This is a genomic window from Dechloromonas sp. ARDL1, assembly GCF_051122455.1.
In the GTDB taxonomy this organism is placed as follows: Bacteria; Pseudomonadota; Gammaproteobacteria; order Burkholderiales; family Rhodocyclaceae; genus Azonexus.
Genome location: NZ_CP168939.1, coordinates 766,821 through 780,716, shown reverse-complemented (window position 1 = coordinate 780,716; position 13,896 = coordinate 766,821). Strand labels below are relative to the sequence as shown.

At 62.9% G+C, this 13,896-nt stretch carries 16 protein-coding genes; 9 read left to right on the top strand and 7 right to left on the bottom strand.

What is annotated here, in order from left to right:
• Positions 1–288 precede the first annotated feature (288 nt).
• Positions 289–603: a DUF736 domain-containing protein gene (locus tag AB6Q56_RS03795; RefSeq protein WP_021204054.1), complete on the bottom strand. Its 315-nt coding sequence runs from the start codon at positions 601–603 to the stop codon at positions 289–291.
• An 859-nt stretch (positions 604–1,462) separates the two neighbouring features.
• On the opposite strand from AB6Q56_RS03795, the gene AB6Q56_RS03790 reads away from it, so the two are divergent.
• Positions 1,463–2,287: a hypothetical protein gene (locus AB6Q56_RS03790; protein ID WP_023124806.1), complete on the top strand. Its 825-nt coding sequence runs from the start codon at positions 1,463–1,465 to the stop codon at positions 2,285–2,287.
• A gap of 110 nt (positions 2,288–2,397) precedes the next feature.
• Here the strand turns inward: AB6Q56_RS03790 and AB6Q56_RS03785 are convergent, their stop codons facing one another.
• From AB6Q56_RS03785 to AB6Q56_RS03765, 5 genes are all read right to left on the bottom strand, one after another.
• The gene (locus AB6Q56_RS03785) at positions 2,398–2,577 is read right to left on the bottom strand and encodes a hypothetical protein (protein WP_434515837.1); all 180 of its coding nucleotides are present in this window, start codon (positions 2,575–2,577) and stop codon (positions 2,398–2,400) included.
• Positions 2,578–2,669: 92 nt separating this feature from the next.
• The gene (locus tag AB6Q56_RS03780; RefSeq protein WP_008643221.1) at positions 2,670–4,727 is read right to left on the bottom strand and encodes a ParB/RepB/Spo0J family partition protein; all 2,058 of its coding nucleotides are present in this window, start codon (positions 4,725–4,727) and stop codon (positions 2,670–2,672) included.
• An 80-nt stretch (positions 4,728–4,807) separates the two neighbouring features.
• Complete coding sequence (locus AB6Q56_RS03775; protein ID WP_008643219.1) at positions 4,808–5,635, bottom strand: DUF932 domain-containing protein; 828 nt, start codon at positions 5,633–5,635, stop codon at positions 4,808–4,810.
• Between the two features lie 703 nt (positions 5,636–6,338).
• Positions 6,339–6,485, bottom strand: coding sequence for a hypothetical protein (locus AB6Q56_RS03770; RefSeq protein ID WP_425502556.1), 147 nt, complete (start codon positions 6,483–6,485; stop codon positions 6,339–6,341).
• Positions 6,486–6,682: 197 nt separating this feature from the next.
• Entirely contained in the window at positions 6,683–7,033 is a 351-nt protein-coding gene (locus AB6Q56_RS03765; protein ID WP_434515836.1) for a DUF2958 domain-containing protein, read from the bottom strand.
• Between the two features lie 369 nt (positions 7,034–7,402).
• Here AB6Q56_RS03765 and AB6Q56_RS03760 point away from each other — a divergent pair, with 369 nt between their 5' ends.
• From AB6Q56_RS03760 to arsH, 8 genes are read left to right on the top strand one after another with little or no spacing between them, the layout of a single operon-like run.
• A complete protein-coding gene (locus AB6Q56_RS03760; RefSeq protein ID WP_008643211.1) occupies positions 7,403–7,732 on the top strand; it encodes an ArsR/SmtB family transcription factor in 330 nt (109 codons plus the stop codon).
• Positions 7,733–7,744: 12 nt separating this feature from the next.
• A complete protein-coding gene (locus tag AB6Q56_RS03755; protein WP_023124804.1) occupies positions 7,745–8,191 on the top strand; it encodes an ArsI/CadI family heavy metal resistance metalloenzyme in 447 nt (148 codons plus the stop codon).
• A gap of 11 nt (positions 8,192–8,202) precedes the next feature.
• The gene (locus AB6Q56_RS03750; RefSeq protein WP_008643209.1) at positions 8,203–8,700 is read left to right on the top strand and encodes an arsenate reductase ArsC; all 498 of its coding nucleotides are present in this window, start codon (positions 8,203–8,205) and stop codon (positions 8,698–8,700) included.
• A 41-nt stretch (positions 8,701–8,741) separates the two neighbouring features.
• Positions 8,742–9,101: an arsenite efflux transporter metallochaperone ArsD gene (gene arsD / locus AB6Q56_RS03745; RefSeq protein WP_008643208.1), complete on the top strand. Its 360-nt coding sequence runs from the start codon at positions 8,742–8,744 to the stop codon at positions 9,099–9,101.
• 13 nt (positions 9,102–9,114) lie between these two features.
• Positions 9,115–10,881 carry an arsenical pump-driving ATPase gene (arsA, locus tag AB6Q56_RS03740; RefSeq protein WP_008643205.1) on the top strand — a complete coding sequence of 589 codons (1,767 nt, stop codon included), beginning with the start codon at positions 9,115–9,117 and terminating at the stop codon, positions 10,879–10,881.
• Positions 10,878–11,990 carry an ACR3 family arsenite efflux transporter gene (arsB, locus tag AB6Q56_RS03735; RefSeq protein WP_008643204.1) on the top strand — a complete coding sequence of 371 codons (1,113 nt, stop codon included), beginning with the start codon at positions 10,878–10,880 and terminating at the stop codon, positions 11,988–11,990. Before arsA ends, arsB begins: the two co-directional genes overlap by 4 nt.
• A gap of 14 nt (positions 11,991–12,004) precedes the next feature.
• Positions 12,005–12,427: an arsenate reductase (glutaredoxin) gene (gene arsC, locus AB6Q56_RS03730; RefSeq protein WP_034067299.1), complete on the top strand. Its 423-nt coding sequence runs from the start codon at positions 12,005–12,007 to the stop codon at positions 12,425–12,427.
• Positions 12,420–13,142 (top strand): arsenical resistance protein ArsH, encoded by a 723-nt coding sequence (gene arsH, locus AB6Q56_RS03725; RefSeq protein ID WP_008643201.1) that lies wholly within the window; start codon positions 12,420–12,422, stop codon positions 13,140–13,142. Before arsC ends, arsH begins: the two co-directional genes overlap by 8 nt.
• Before the next feature lie 41 nt (positions 13,143–13,183).
• Here arsH and radC read toward each other — a convergent pair whose 3' ends face one another.
• On the bottom strand, positions 13,184–13,693 hold the full coding sequence (radC, locus tag AB6Q56_RS03720) for a RadC family protein (RefSeq protein WP_008643200.1): 510 nt from the start codon (positions 13,691–13,693) through the stop codon (positions 13,184–13,186).
• Positions 13,694–13,896: the final 203 nt, after the last annotated feature.

Genomic DNA, 13,896 nt, shown 5'->3' with positions numbered 1-13,896 from the left:
AAGCGGAGCGCGTAGCGCCGCAGGCGCGAAGGCGTGAGGGATTGAAGCCGCATGGCCGTGACGGCTTGCCGGCACGGGGCGCAGCCCGAAAGCCCGGCGGTGCTAGCAGCGCCGACACGCCATCTTGGATTTGCCTCCACGGGCATTGAACCTGCTGAATATGACTGCGGCAATACCGGAACCAGAAACGATCGGGCGCGAGCTGACGGTTTCCCGCTGCCGCGTGTTCGGTGCTGCGATAAGCAGCGCTGCACCCCGCCGCAATGGGCGGGATGCTTGGGGTGGCCGTCAGGCCGCTTGCGGCCTGCTGCGCGACCAGATCAGGTCGTGCGTGCCGTCCTCGCCTTCGATCAGGCGGGCATACACCGGCGCCGGGAACGAAGGATCGTCGAGGGTCACGGACAGGTACTCCCGCCCGGCCTCGCTGGTCTTCTTCCACGCCGCGCCGATGTCGTGGCTGGCGGCCTGGAGGCGGAAGTCGGGGGCGTTCTCGCTGTTGCCCTTGTCGTTGGGAACCAGCTTGACCTTGACGTTGAGCGTCAGGGTGCGAAGCGTGCCGGTGAAGCCGTCTTTGTCTGCGGTGAAGGTGCCGATGTTGGCCATGATGTTTTCTCCTTTCGGTTGAACAAGGTTCGCGCCCATCGCGTCCTTGTTGTGATCCGGCCGGCGGGGGACGGGCTGGCTGCACCGCCTGCGGTCGCAACGCAGTGGAGAGCCGGGAGGCGAAAAGAATTTGCTGCGCGAGGAAGCCGCGCAGCGGCGGGGAAATTGTTTTCGCCGGACGGTTGCAGCCATGAAGCCCGAGGCGCAGCCGCGCCCCCGCCAGGATTCACAACGAGACAAGGACGCCTTGGGCCGAACCGCTCCGAAAGAAGATGGGGCCGGCTCGGCATCCCCGCCCGAAGGCTTCTCCGGCTCGCCCGCTGACGCGGGCCAGGTCAACCACCCAACGACAGGCGAGAGCGCCCCTGCCGCACCTTGCGGCGCCGGTTTTGAGGCGTGGCGTGGAAGCTCCATAGCGATGCCGGGCGGGATGTTCGTGAACCGTCCTTCGTGACGTGATGGGCGAGAACCGCCAGCGTTGAGGACGGCACGCATCCGAACAACCTGCCGCAGCAAGCGCCAGCGTGTTCGCCAGCACCCGTCCATCGCGGCGGGACGCTTGCCGGGCCGATCCGGCGCAGCCGGTTCGGCGGTATTAAGGGGCGCCAAGCTGCGCGCGGCGGGGATAGCCCGCAGGGCTTTCCCCTGGAGGCAAGCGAAGCACGCAGCGCCGCAGGCGCGAAGGCGTGAGGGATTGAAGCCGCATGGCCGTGACGGCTTGCCGGCACGGGGCGCAGCCCGAAAGCCCGGCGGCGCTGTGCGCCGACACGCTCAAGCAATTTACGGCATCATTCTATGACTGAATATTTAGCCATTTTCCCGTTGGGAACCGCTCATCAGGCAAGGAGGTTGTCGAGTCATGCGTGTTTATATGATCGACAGAAATATCGTATCCAAAATTTCATCAGGCTTCAAAAATTGCAGCATCGAAGATAAAAATTTCATTAAATCACTGGATACAAAAGGAAGTGCCATAAGCCTTCTTCTTTCAAACATCGAAGGCCGACTTGGGATTCCTCAAGACATGAGTCAAGCATCCTCCGGCATGTTCGCTGAAGGTGACATAGCTAAGGGGTTCTTCAAGAAGGCTCGCGTTGATTCAGGTTTTTTTGAAGCCTTCAACAATCTTGCCTCCTGGGGTATCACAACTCATCAGAGAGACTCTTTTCTGAAAAATTCAGAAATCGTCGCATACCTACAAGATACGTTGCATCAGCCGCGCAGCCCGGCCCAAGCTAAAGAGGTTAGGGAGGATATTTTAAATTTCGCATCTAAGCGAGATATGGAAATTGGCCACCCAATCATGCTGTGTGGCTTGTCGACTTTATATGGAAACAAGAATGCGCATGGAGTGCTAAAACCTAAGAAACCCAAACAGAATGATCCTAAGAGAAATGCGAGGATTTATAACGCATTGGCCGACCTGATGGTGATTGTCAATCTTTCAGAGTTGGCGGGCATAAGCAGAGGAATGAAAATGCGAATTCATTTCGCAACAATCGACAAACCTCTCCATGGATTTGTTCAGGAATTCGGACTGCTTGGTGTTACAAAGAGCCGTTTAGCCCTAGTCAATGACAGCACAATCACCCTTGGATTCAATATGTCGCTTTTCCCAAAGCTAACCGGCAACGAGGCAGAAGAGTTCAAGGAATGGTTCAACACCAAGAAGCAAAAAACATGAACATAAGGTTTAAGCCTTGACCTTGAACACCGGGCGCGGCTACTGCCGCGCCCGGATTTGCTTTTCACCGCGCCCAGGACGGAACGGCCTGGGCGCGGTGCTGATCGCGGTTATTCCTTCGTCTCGATGAGCCACCACACGGCACGCGGCAAGACGCGGCCCGTGATGGGATGAATGTCGGTGAGGTCGGCGCAGGCCGTCCAGCCCAAGGGCGGACGGTAGCCGCGCACGTCGCCATCGCCGTGCCAGCGGCGGGCGCGTACCGTGCCGGGGGCGTAGATCGCAGCCATACGCGGGCGGCTGATGGTGGTGCGGGTCATGGGGGTGTCTCCTTCCAGCGAAGCGCCCCGGTTGAGGCCGGGGCGCATGCCTTCGGCGCGGATCAAGCGGCCAGCGCCTCGGCAGGTTCATCCGCTATTGCCTCGGCATCCTCCGGGGCGTCCTGCTCCGGGCCTGCCTCCTGCGCGGCATCCTGCGGGCCTGCGGCCTTGAAGATGGCGGGCATCCAGCCGGTGCCATCGGCCAGCCGTTCGGCCTCGCTGGCAATGTCGGCCTTCTTCAACTTCGCCAGCCGGGTGACGTGCTGCGGCGCGTACTCGCCCACGGCATCCAGAATCACGGCCTTCGGAACGTGCTTGAAATAGCCTTCTGCGGTCGGCTGCCACCATGCGGCCATGTCGAGGCCCACGGCCTGCGCCAATTCCTCGCCGGGTTGCTGCACCGTGGTGCGGGGCGTCACCACGTCCACCGTGGAAGCCACGCATACGGCCAGCAGCCGCACCAGTTCGTCTTGCGGCTTCGCCAGCAGCGCGGCGAACAGTTCGGCGCTGTCCTCCGGCAAGGCTTCGCCCGCCACCTGTTGCAGTTCGCGCAGTGCCACGGCGGCGGGCGATTCCGGCCAGTCCGGGGCCATGCCTTCCAGCCGGTCTTGCACTTTCAAGCTCATGCCCAGCGGCAGGTCGTGGCCGTAGTGGCTGCCCTGCAAGATGGTCTGCACCATGCCATGCACCACGGCAGCCAGCGCGGCTTGCGGGTGCCGGGCGACTTCGATTTGCAGCGCGGCGGTGCGGTGGGCGCTCAACCGCTGCGCCAGCCGGTCAGACATGGCGGCGATCTTGGGCTGTTCGTCGTCCTCGCCTTCGTCGTCGTTTCCGGCTTCGCCTTCGCCGCCGAAACCCTGCCGCAAGCGTTCCAGCGTGCGCAGCGCCTTGGCTTCGGCCTCACGCATCAAACCGCGATGAATCACGGTTTCGCCGTTGCGGTCGATGGTGACGATAGCCCCGGCTGCGGCCTTCACGTTCGGACTGTAGTCCTGCAAGCCATCTTCCAGCGCCTGCAATTGCTCGCCCACGGCTTCGCCTTCCTCTTGCAGCGCGTCGGCCTTGTCCTCGTCCTCGGCGTCCAGCGCGGCATCCACTGCTTCGGCCAGTTCGTGCAGCTTGGCTTGCAGCTTCTCGATACGTTGGGCCTCGCGCTTGATTGGCTCGCGTCGCTCCCTGGGCGCACGCTGGAAGGCGTGCAGGTCGGAATGGGTCATTCCCGGCGTGGCATCCACCCATGCCCAACCTTCGGCGCGAACATTGGCGGCAATGCCTGCCAGCCGGTCTTGCACCAACCGTTCCAGCAACGCGGCATCGGTCAGATACACGCCCGCGTCACCTTCCGCGAACAGGTCACGGCGAATCCCGCCGCCTGCGGCTTCGTAGCTGTCCAGCCCGACAAAGCGCACCAACGGATGCCGGTAGGCGTCGATTTCCCGTTCGGTCAGGCGCTCGCGCAAGTGCGAGGGGTGGCGCTGCCATTGCGGGGCATCGTAGAACGCCGCTTCCTGCGCAGTGTGTTCGTCAGTGATGGCAAGGGCCATCAACTGGTCAAGGCTCACGGCATCGGCGCGATAGTCGGCCATTAGGCGCGGGGAGACATTCGCCAGCTTCAAGCGGCGCTGCACCACCAGCGGCGTGACGGAAAAATCCGCTGCAATGTCCTCGATGGGCCGTCCTTCGGCCACCAGCGCCGCGAAGGCTTCAAACTGGTCTGCCGGGTGCATGGCCTCCCGCTGCACGTTCTCGGTGAGGCTGGCCGTGCGGGCGGTTCCATCGGCCACCAGCAGGCAAGGCACTTCCCATTCCTTGCTGATGCGATGCTTCTTCGCCAGCAGCTTCAAGGCGGCGAGGCGACGGCCACCGGCCACGACTTCGTAATGCTCGCCATCGGCGGATGCAATCACAATCAGGTTTTGCAGCAGGCCCACGCGCTGGATGCTCGCGGCAAGTTCGGGAATCGACATGCGCGGGGTCTTGCGCACGTTGCGGCCCGTGGGGCGCAGTACCAACCGTGACAACGGAACCAGAATCAGGTTCTTGGTCGGGTCGGCGGCTTCCAGCGGGATAGCTGCGGCGGTATTGACGGCGCGGGCTTCGGTTTGGGTGATGGCGTTCATGATGATAACTCCTTGCGGTTAGGAAATGCAGCAGCGAAAGAAGCGGTAAGGGCTGCTGCCTGCCCCTGCCGCGTGGGGAATCAGGCTTTCAACTGGCGCAGGCCATCGGCCAGCAGCCACAGGGCGCGGTTCAGGCGCACATCGGAATCAATGCCCTGCACGGGGCGGGTACGTTGGCGGCGTCCGTTGGCGCTGCGGCCATGCAATCCGCCTTTGGTCAGGTTCTCCTGCGTGCGGTTGAACACGCTCCACAAGTCCGGGCGGCGGTCGTCGAACCGGCGCGGCATCAGGATTTGCGATTCGGTGATGGGTGCGGGCTTGTCGGGGTCGTCGTACTTGAGCGACAGCGCAGCGCGGGCGAACACTTCGGCCTCGCCTTCGTCCAGCGTGATGCTGCGCATCAGGTCACGGGATTCCTTCACCCGCTCGAAGCCGCTCAACACCTCGAAAGCGCCTTCGATGACGTGCCCGGCCACGTCGCCTTTGTGGGGTACGCGCACGTCCGCCACGGTGTCGCCACACACAAGGCCATTGCTGCACACGAACCGGAACATCCCGGCCAGCATCTGATAGCTGCTGGTGCCGTCGTGCGAGTTCAGCAACACGATTTCATTGGCTTCCGCGCCGTTGATCTGGCTGGCGTGGCGCAGGCGAATCATGTGTTTGGTGTGCTCGCGGCGGCCTTCATCGCGCACGCGGGTCTGCGTCACCATAAAGGGTTGAAACCCCTCCTTGCGAAGCTCGGTCAGCACCGTGGCGGTGGGGATGTAGCTGTACCGCTCGGAACGGCTCTCATGCGGGGCATCCGCGAAGATGGACGGGGCCACCCTGCGAATCTGGTCATCGGACAGCGGGTAGTCGCTGCGCAGTGCTGGGGAATGGGAAGCGAAACGGGATGCGAGTTGCATGGTCTTTCTCCTGACGAAAAGGGTTTGCTGTTCAAACCGCACACCGGATTCCTAGATTCGGAGCCCAGCCTTTCGGTTGTTCGGTGCGGTCGGCACGAGGAACCCGGTTGGCCCTGTTGCCACCGTCTTTCCTGAGTTCATCGCCCGCGACGGTCAGGAGCACGCGAACGGGTGCCGTCAAGGAGGCAAGCGCAGGGTTGGTGCGGCCCGCAGGCGAAGCCGAGGACACGGCCCTGCGCGCCTTGACGGCGCACGGGCGCGGGCTACAGTCGCGGACAAGGTGATGAAGTCAGGGGAGACGGCTCGACAAGGCAACGGCCTTCCCTGTGTGCCGAACCGCACGGCAAGCGAAGCGCGCAGGCCCGAAGCTGGAAGCCGGGCCGGAGGCGTCAGCCGAGCGGAGCGAGGGAACGATGGAAGCCCGTCAGGGGCGAAACCCCGCAGGGGGTTCGATGCGCAGCACGACAGCGCGACCGGCCATGTTTCTTGGCCGGGGACGCCCGGATTTCAAAGCTCGATGCACAAGCTCATTCGCCAAGCATCGGGAAGCAGAGCCAGTTGTGCCGGTGATTGCTTCGGTCTGGCCGATCCCGCGTAGCCGGTTCGGCGGTCTTTGAGGGGCGCTAAGCATCGCGCGGCGGGGGTGGCCCGCAGGGCTTTCCCCTGGAGGCAAGCGCAGCGCCCCGTCAGGGGCGCGAAGGCATCACGCCGAGTCGTCAGGACACAGGCTGGATTCCGCAACCGGCATCCACGGCGAAGTCGAGTTCAGGTAGTAGCGCCTACCACGCGCATACAACCCCGAAGGCTCGGTGGGCTGGTAGAACCCGGTGACGCGGCGCCAGAACTGCACACCAAACTCGTTGGTGTAGATCACCGCGTCGCCGATCTTGAAGCACAGCGGCTGCCCGTTCTCCGGCGCGAACGGTTTGAGCGCATCGTGCTGCGCCGTGATTTCGATGATCTAGTCGTGATGGCTACTCATGGCATGGATCTCCTGCAAAGGTTGAGAAAGCACAAGGAGCGCCTTGCGGCGCTCCCAGGGCCGAGTCAGACAGCGATCCGCCCGGCCAGCCGCGCATCGCGTGCGTAGGCGCTCAACCGCTTCTCGGCGCGGAAAGACAGGTCGCGCTCGATCGGCAAGCCCAGCCCGCCGCGCACCGTCGCCAGCTCGCCCAGGCTGACCCAGCCGATTTCCGGCATCCCCAGGCCCAGGTCGCAAAGACCAAAGGCGTGGTCGTGGTCGTCGGGATCAATCTCGGTTAGCAGCCAGGTCGCGCCGCTATCCGGCGTGAACAGCTTGACCACGGGCGCCGGATCGAAGTCCGGGTTCTCCAGCGATTCGCGGCCGTTGGCCAGCAGCACGATGCGCTGCTCGTCAGTGATGAGTGGGTTGTTCATGGTGAACTCCTGAAGGGTTGCCGGGCGGAATTGCCCGACCCTTCCGTGGCACGGCGCAGCGCAAGCAGTCAGGGGTCAACGACGGCCGCCAGGACGCAAGCGCCATCGGCGCGCAGCCCTTGACGGCGAGCACGCCGTGGCACGATGAAGGGAACAGCAAGACCGCCTCCCTTGCACCTCCATATGCGTCGGTTTTAGGCGAGCAGAGCACCCAGGTCGGAGGCGCCAGGGGGCATAGCCGGATGGCCGTGATTCGACACGAAGCGCGGGACACAGCCCGCGAACCCGACGGCGGCACGCCGGGGCGCTACGAGGTTCTGTTTGCTGGTTTCTTGCGCAATGATTCAATAAATGTTGTATTATCGAACTATGAACGAAGATCAAGCTGTTTCCGCCCTCGGCGCCCTGGCCCACACCCAACGCCTGCGCGTGTTCCGCGCCCTGGTCGTCGCAGGCCCCGAGGGGCTGACGCCCAGCGTCTTGGCCGACCAGCTCGACGTGGCCCGCAACTCTCTGTCCTTCCATCTGAAGGAGCTGGCTCACGCTGGCCTCGTCACCATCGAACAGCAAGGGCGCAACCTGATCTATCGCGCTGACTTCGCGCAGATGAACAGTCTGCTTGGCTACATGACCGAGCACTGCTGCCAGGGCGGCGTATGCGAAGTCACTGAATCTCCCTCCACCTGTGCCTCCTGCTGAAAGGAACTCTCCATGAAGCGCTTCCACGTCCACCTGCACGTCGATGACTTGAACCGCAGCATCGGCTTCTATTCCCAACTATTCGCGGCGCAGCCTGCGCGCGTCGAAGGCGACTACGCGAAGTGGATGCTCGAAGACCCGCCGGTCAACTTCGCCATCTCCACGCGCGGCAGCAAGCCGGGCATCGACCACCTGGGTATCCAGACCGACGACGCCGAGGAACTGGCCGCCCTGAAACTCCGCGCACAAGCCGCCGACATGGCGTTGCTCGACGAAGGCACGACCACCTGCTGCTACGCACGCAGCGAGAAGCATTGGGTCACCGACCCGCAGGGTATTGCCTGGGAGCACTTCCACACGTTAGGCAGCATCCCGGTCTTCCATGAAGCGGCTTCAGTCACGACACCGATCACCGCACCGGCTTGCTGCACAGCAAGCCCCCGTTCTTCCTGCTGTTGAGAAAGCACACCATGACCACAGAGGCCGCATACAACGCACTGTTCATCTGCACGGGCAATTCCGCACGTTCCATCCTCGCCGAAGGCATCCTCAACAAACTGGGCCAAGGGCGCTTTCGGGCGTACTCGGCAGGTAGCCAGCCCAAGGGCGAAGTGCATCCGCTGGCGCTCGCCACGCTGGAGCGGCTGCACATGCCAACGACTGGCTACCGCAGCAAAAGCTGGGATGAGTTCGTAGCGCCGGGGGCGCCGGTGTTCGACTTCATTTTTACCGTCTGCGACAACGCCGCCGGCGAGGCTTGCCCGTTTTGGCCGGGCAAGCCGGTATCGGCTCACTGGGGCGTGCCCGATCCGGCAGCCGTCGAAGGTAGCGAAGAACAACGACTCAAAGCGTTCAAGGATGCCGCGCTGATTTTGCGCCGCCGCATCGAGCTGTTTCTCTCGCTGCCACTGCAACGCCTGGACGCCATGTCGCTGCAACGCGAGTTGCGAAACATCGGCCAAGAGTGAAGAGCGTCACTTCATCAACAACCAATTTGAAAGGACACCCCATGCCAAGCATCCAGATTTTCGACCCGGCGCTATGTTGTAGCACCGGCGTATGTGGCGTTGAAGTGGATCAAAACTTGGTGAACTTCGCCGCCGATGTGGATTGGGCCAAGCAACACGGTGCTCAGGTCGAACGCTTCAACCTGGCACAGCAACCCCTCGCTTTCGCCGAAAACCCGACAGTGAAAGGCTTTTTACAACGCTCGGGCCAAGAGGCGCTGCCCCTGGTTCTGGTCGATGGTGAGGTGGCCTTGGCCGGTCGCTACCCCAGCCGAAGCGAATTGACCCGCTGGGCTGGCATCGAGGCGCCCGAAGCCTCGCCAGCCCAAAACGCCTGCTGCTCTGGCGGCCGCTGCTGCTGAACAAGGAGATCCCATGCACTTCCTGACCCAGCCGCCTCGCTTCCTGTTTTTCACCGGCAAAGGGGGCGTCGGCAAGACCTCCATCGCCTGCGCAACGGCCGTGCAACTGGCGACCCAGGGCAAGCGTGTGCTGCTCGTCAGTACCGACCCGGCTTCCAACGTGGGGCAGGTTTTCGGCGAACGCATCGGAAACCACATCACGATGATTGCCGCCGTGCCGAATCTATGGGCACTGGAAATCGACCCGCAGGCAGCCGCGCAAGCGTACCGTGACCGCATAGTCGGCCCAGTGCGAGGCGTGTTGCCCGATGCGGTAGTGGATGGCATCGAAGAATCCCTGTCGGGTGCCTGCACCACGGAAATCGCCGCCTTCGATGAGTTCACGGCCCTGCTGACCGATGCGGCGCTGACGCAGGATTACGCGCACATCATTTTCGACACAGCCCCTACCGGCCACACCATCCGCCTGCTGCAACTGCCGGGCGCATGGAGTGGCTTTCTGGAAGCAGGCAAAGGCGATGCGTCGTGCCTGGGGCCGCTGGCGGGCCTGGAAAAACAGCGCAGTCAGTACAAGGCTGCGGTAGAGGCGTTGGCCGATCCCTTGCGCACTCGTCTAGTGCTGGTTGCCCGTGCGCAGCGCCCCACGCTGCGCGAGGCGGCCCGCACCCATGAAGAACTGGCCGCTATCGGCCTGTCACAGCAACACCTGGTCATCAACGGCGTATTTCCTGCCAGCGAGGCCGAAACCGATACGCTTGCCGCTGCCATCTACGAAAAAGAGCAGGCTACGCTGGCCGCCATTCCGTCTGTCCTCCAGGCGTTGCCTCGGGATCAGATCGCGCTCAAGCCGTTCAACCTCGTGGGCCTCGACGCTCTGCGCCATCTGCTGGTCGATACCGACGCCACATATGGCGCCGATGCCATCGAGCTGCCCGACCAGATCAATGCGCCGGACTTATCCGCCCTGGTCGATGAAGTCGCTGCCGATGGGCACGGTCTGGTCATGGTGATGGGCAAAGGCGGCGTGGGCAAGACCACGCTGGCCGCTGCCATTGCCGTGGAGCTGGCGGGCCGGGGCCTGCCCGTGCATCTGACCACCTCCGACCCGGCTGCGCATCTGGCCGACACGCTGGAAGGTTCGCTTCCCAATCTGGCTCTCAGCCGCATCGACCCCCAGGAAGCCACGGCACGCTATCGCCAGCATGTGATGGACACCAAGGGCGCGCAGCTCGATGCCGAAGGCCGCGCCTTGCTGGAAGAAGACCTGCGCTCGCCCTGCACCGAGGAAATCGCGGTGTTCCAGGCATTCTCCCGTGCCATCCGCGAAGGGGGCAGAAAGTTCGTGGTGATGGACACCGCGCCCACAGGCCACACCTTGCTGCTGCTCGACGCCACCGGCGCATACCACCGCGACATCGCCCGGCAGATGGGTGAGACGGGCGTTCATTTCACGACGCCGATGATGCAGTTGCAAGATCCGAAGCAGACCAAGGTGCTCATTGTCACCCTGGCCGAAACCACGCCCGTGCTGGAAGCGGCCAACCTGCAAGACGACCTGCGCCGCGCGGGCATCGAGCCGTGGGCCTGGATCGTTAACAACAGCGTGGCGGCCGCACATCCGCATTCCCCGCTGCTGCGCCAGCGTGCACGCAACGAGTTGCGGGAAATCGACGCCGTGGCCACACAACATGCCCGACGCCATGCTGTCGTGCCGCTTCTGACCGAAGAGCCGGTGGGAGTGGAGCGTCTGCGGGCTTTGGCAAACAGGAAAACCTCATGAATCACGACAGCCCCCAAAGCGGGCATTCGATGCTGAACACGCCATCGCGCCTGTCCTTCCTAGATCGCTATCTCACCGTCTGGATTTTCGCCGCGATGGCGCTGGGTGTTGCATTGGGTACGTTCTTCGACGGTTTGCCCGATGCGCTCAATGCGCTCTCGATCGGCACGACCAACGTCCCGATCGCCATCGGCCTGATCCTGATGATGTACCCGCCGCTGGCCAAGGTGCGCTACGAGACGCTACACGAGGTCTTCGCCGACCGGCGCGTGCTGTTGCTGTCACTGGTGCAAAACTGGATCATCGGGCCGGTGCTGATGTTCGTGCTGGCGGTGATTTTCCTACGCGACCAGCCGGAATACATGACCGGCCTGATCCTGATTGGACTGGCACGCTGCATCGCTATGGTGCTTGTGTGGAACCAGTTGGCGCGTGGTGATAACCAGTATGTCGCGGGCCTGGTCGCCTTCAATTCGATCTTCCAGATCCTGTTCTTCTCGACCTATGCCTGGTTCTTCCTGTCGGTGCTGCCGCCTGTGTTCGGCCTGCAAGGCAGCGTCATTGACGTGGGCTTTTGGACGATCACCGAGGCGGTACTGATTTACCTGGGCATCCCGTTCCTGGCCGGCTACCTGACCCGGCGCTCGCTGATTCGACGCAAGGGCCAGGACTGGTACGAGCGTGCATTCCTGCCGCGGATCAGTCCCATCACGCTGGCGGCGCTACTGTTCACCATCGTGGCCATGTTTAGCCTCAAAGGTGCCGACGTGGTGCGCCTGCCGATGGACGCGCTAAAGATTGCCGTGCCGCTGACACTCTACTTCGTGATCCAGTTCCTCATCAGTTTCTTTATGGGCCGGCTGATCCAGGCCGACTACCCACGCACCACCGCCATCGCCTTCACTGCCGCAGGCAACAACTTCGAGCTGGCCATCGCCGTGGCTATTGCGTCGTTCGGCCTGGCTTCGCCTGTCGCCTTCACCACGGTGATCGGGCCGCTGGTGGAAGTGCCGGTGCTCATCCTGCTGGTGCATGTCGCCTTGCGGTTGGGCCGCCGGTGGCGGCTCAAGGGCGCCAGCATGTATTCCGCCAACCCCACGAATCCCTGAACCGAGGCAATGGCATGAGCCAGATCAACATCTATCACAACCCCGACTGCGGTACGTCGCGCAACGTGCTGGGCTTGATTCGCAACAGCGGCGAAGAGCCGACCATCATCGAATACTTGAAAACACCGCCCGACCGCGAGACGCTGAAAACGCTGATCGCTGCGATGGGTGTGCCAGTGCGTGCGGTGCTGCGCGAGAAAGGCACACCTTATGCGGAATTGGGCCTGGATGATTCCAAATGGAGCGACGAACATTTAATCGACTTCATGCTCCAGCACCCCATCCTCATCAACCGCCCCATCGTGGTCTCGCCGCTGGGCGCACTGCTGTGCAGACCTTCGGAAGCGGTGCTGGACATCCTGCCCCAGCCGCAGCGCGGTGCATTCAGCAAGGAAGACGGCGAAGCCGTCGTGAATGCGGAAGGCCGCCGTGTCTGAATCCAGAATCGACCTACCCAATATCGACACCGCGCTGTTCCAGCAACCCGATGCCCAGCGGTTAATGGCACCCGAGCGTGCCACCCACGCGCCGCGCTTCCTGCTGCTCTATGGCTCGCTGCGCGAACGCTCGTTCAGCCGCCTGGCTGCTGAAGAAGCGGCACACATCCTGAGCGCGCTCGGCGGCGAGACACGGATGTTCAACCCCTCGGGCCTGCCGTTGGTGGATGACGCGCCTCACGATCACCCAAAGGTCAGGGAACTGCACGAACTGGTGCAATGGGCCGAAAGCATGGTGTGGAGTTCGCCCGAGCGCCACGGTGCCATGACCGGCTTGATGAAGACCCAAATAGACTGGATTCCTCTGTCGGTCGGCGCGGTGCGCCCGACACAGGGCAAGACGTTGGCGGTGATGCAGGTGTCGGGTGGATCGCAGTCCTTCAACGCCGTTAACCAAATGCGCGTGTTGGGCCGCTGGATGCGGATGCTGACCGTCCCAAACCAGTCTTCGGTCGCCAAGGCATACCAGGAGTTCGATGAAGCGGGACGCATGAAGCCCTCGGCCTATTACGACCGCATCGTGGATGTGATGGAAGAGCTGATGAAGTTCACGCTGCTCACGCGCGACGTGGCGCCATATCTGGTAGATCGCTACAGCGAACGCAAGGAAAGCGCCGAAGCCCTGAGCCGGCGCGTCAATCAAGCAGCGATCTGAGAGCCGCCATCGCAGCAAAATGGGGGCCGAAGCCCCCTCGGTCAAATCAGACCGCGTTCGGCGAAGGATATGGTGCTGCCACCCGCCACGATGATGTGATCCAGCGTGCGGACATCCACCAGCGCCAGCGCCTCCCTGAGCCGCTGGGTCAGTACCTTGTCGGCGCCGCTCGGTTCGGGGTTGCCGCTCGGATGGTTGTGCGAAACGATGACCGCTGCCGCATTGAGCCGCAGCGCCTCCTTGACCAGCTCGCGTGGATACACCGATGCACTGTCGATGGTGCCTCGGAAAAGCTCGCTGTATTCGATCAGGCGATGCTGCGTATCCAAGAACAGCACAGCGAAGACTTCATGCTCGAAACCAGCCAACTTGGCGCTCAGGTACTCCTTGACCGCCACCGGCGAACTGAACGACGCACCGCGCTGCATCTTGTACTCGATGGCCTGGCGCGCGGCCTCCAGAATTTGGTCGGCCGTCGCCAGCAGGTAGCGGCCCTGTGCATCGCGCACCATCAGCGAGGCATCGAACGAGGAAAAGGACAGTTGCGACATGATCGTGCTCCGGTTGCTCGGGCGGAATTGCCCGGAACCGTGGCCAGCACGGCGCAGCGCAAGCAGTCAGGGGTCGCAGACGGCCGCCAGGACGCAAGCGTGCATGGCACGCGCCGCCCTTGACGGCGAGAACGCCGTGATACGGTGAAGGGAACAGCAAGACCGCCCACACCCCGCCCACTGCACACTGTCGTCTTTTGGGC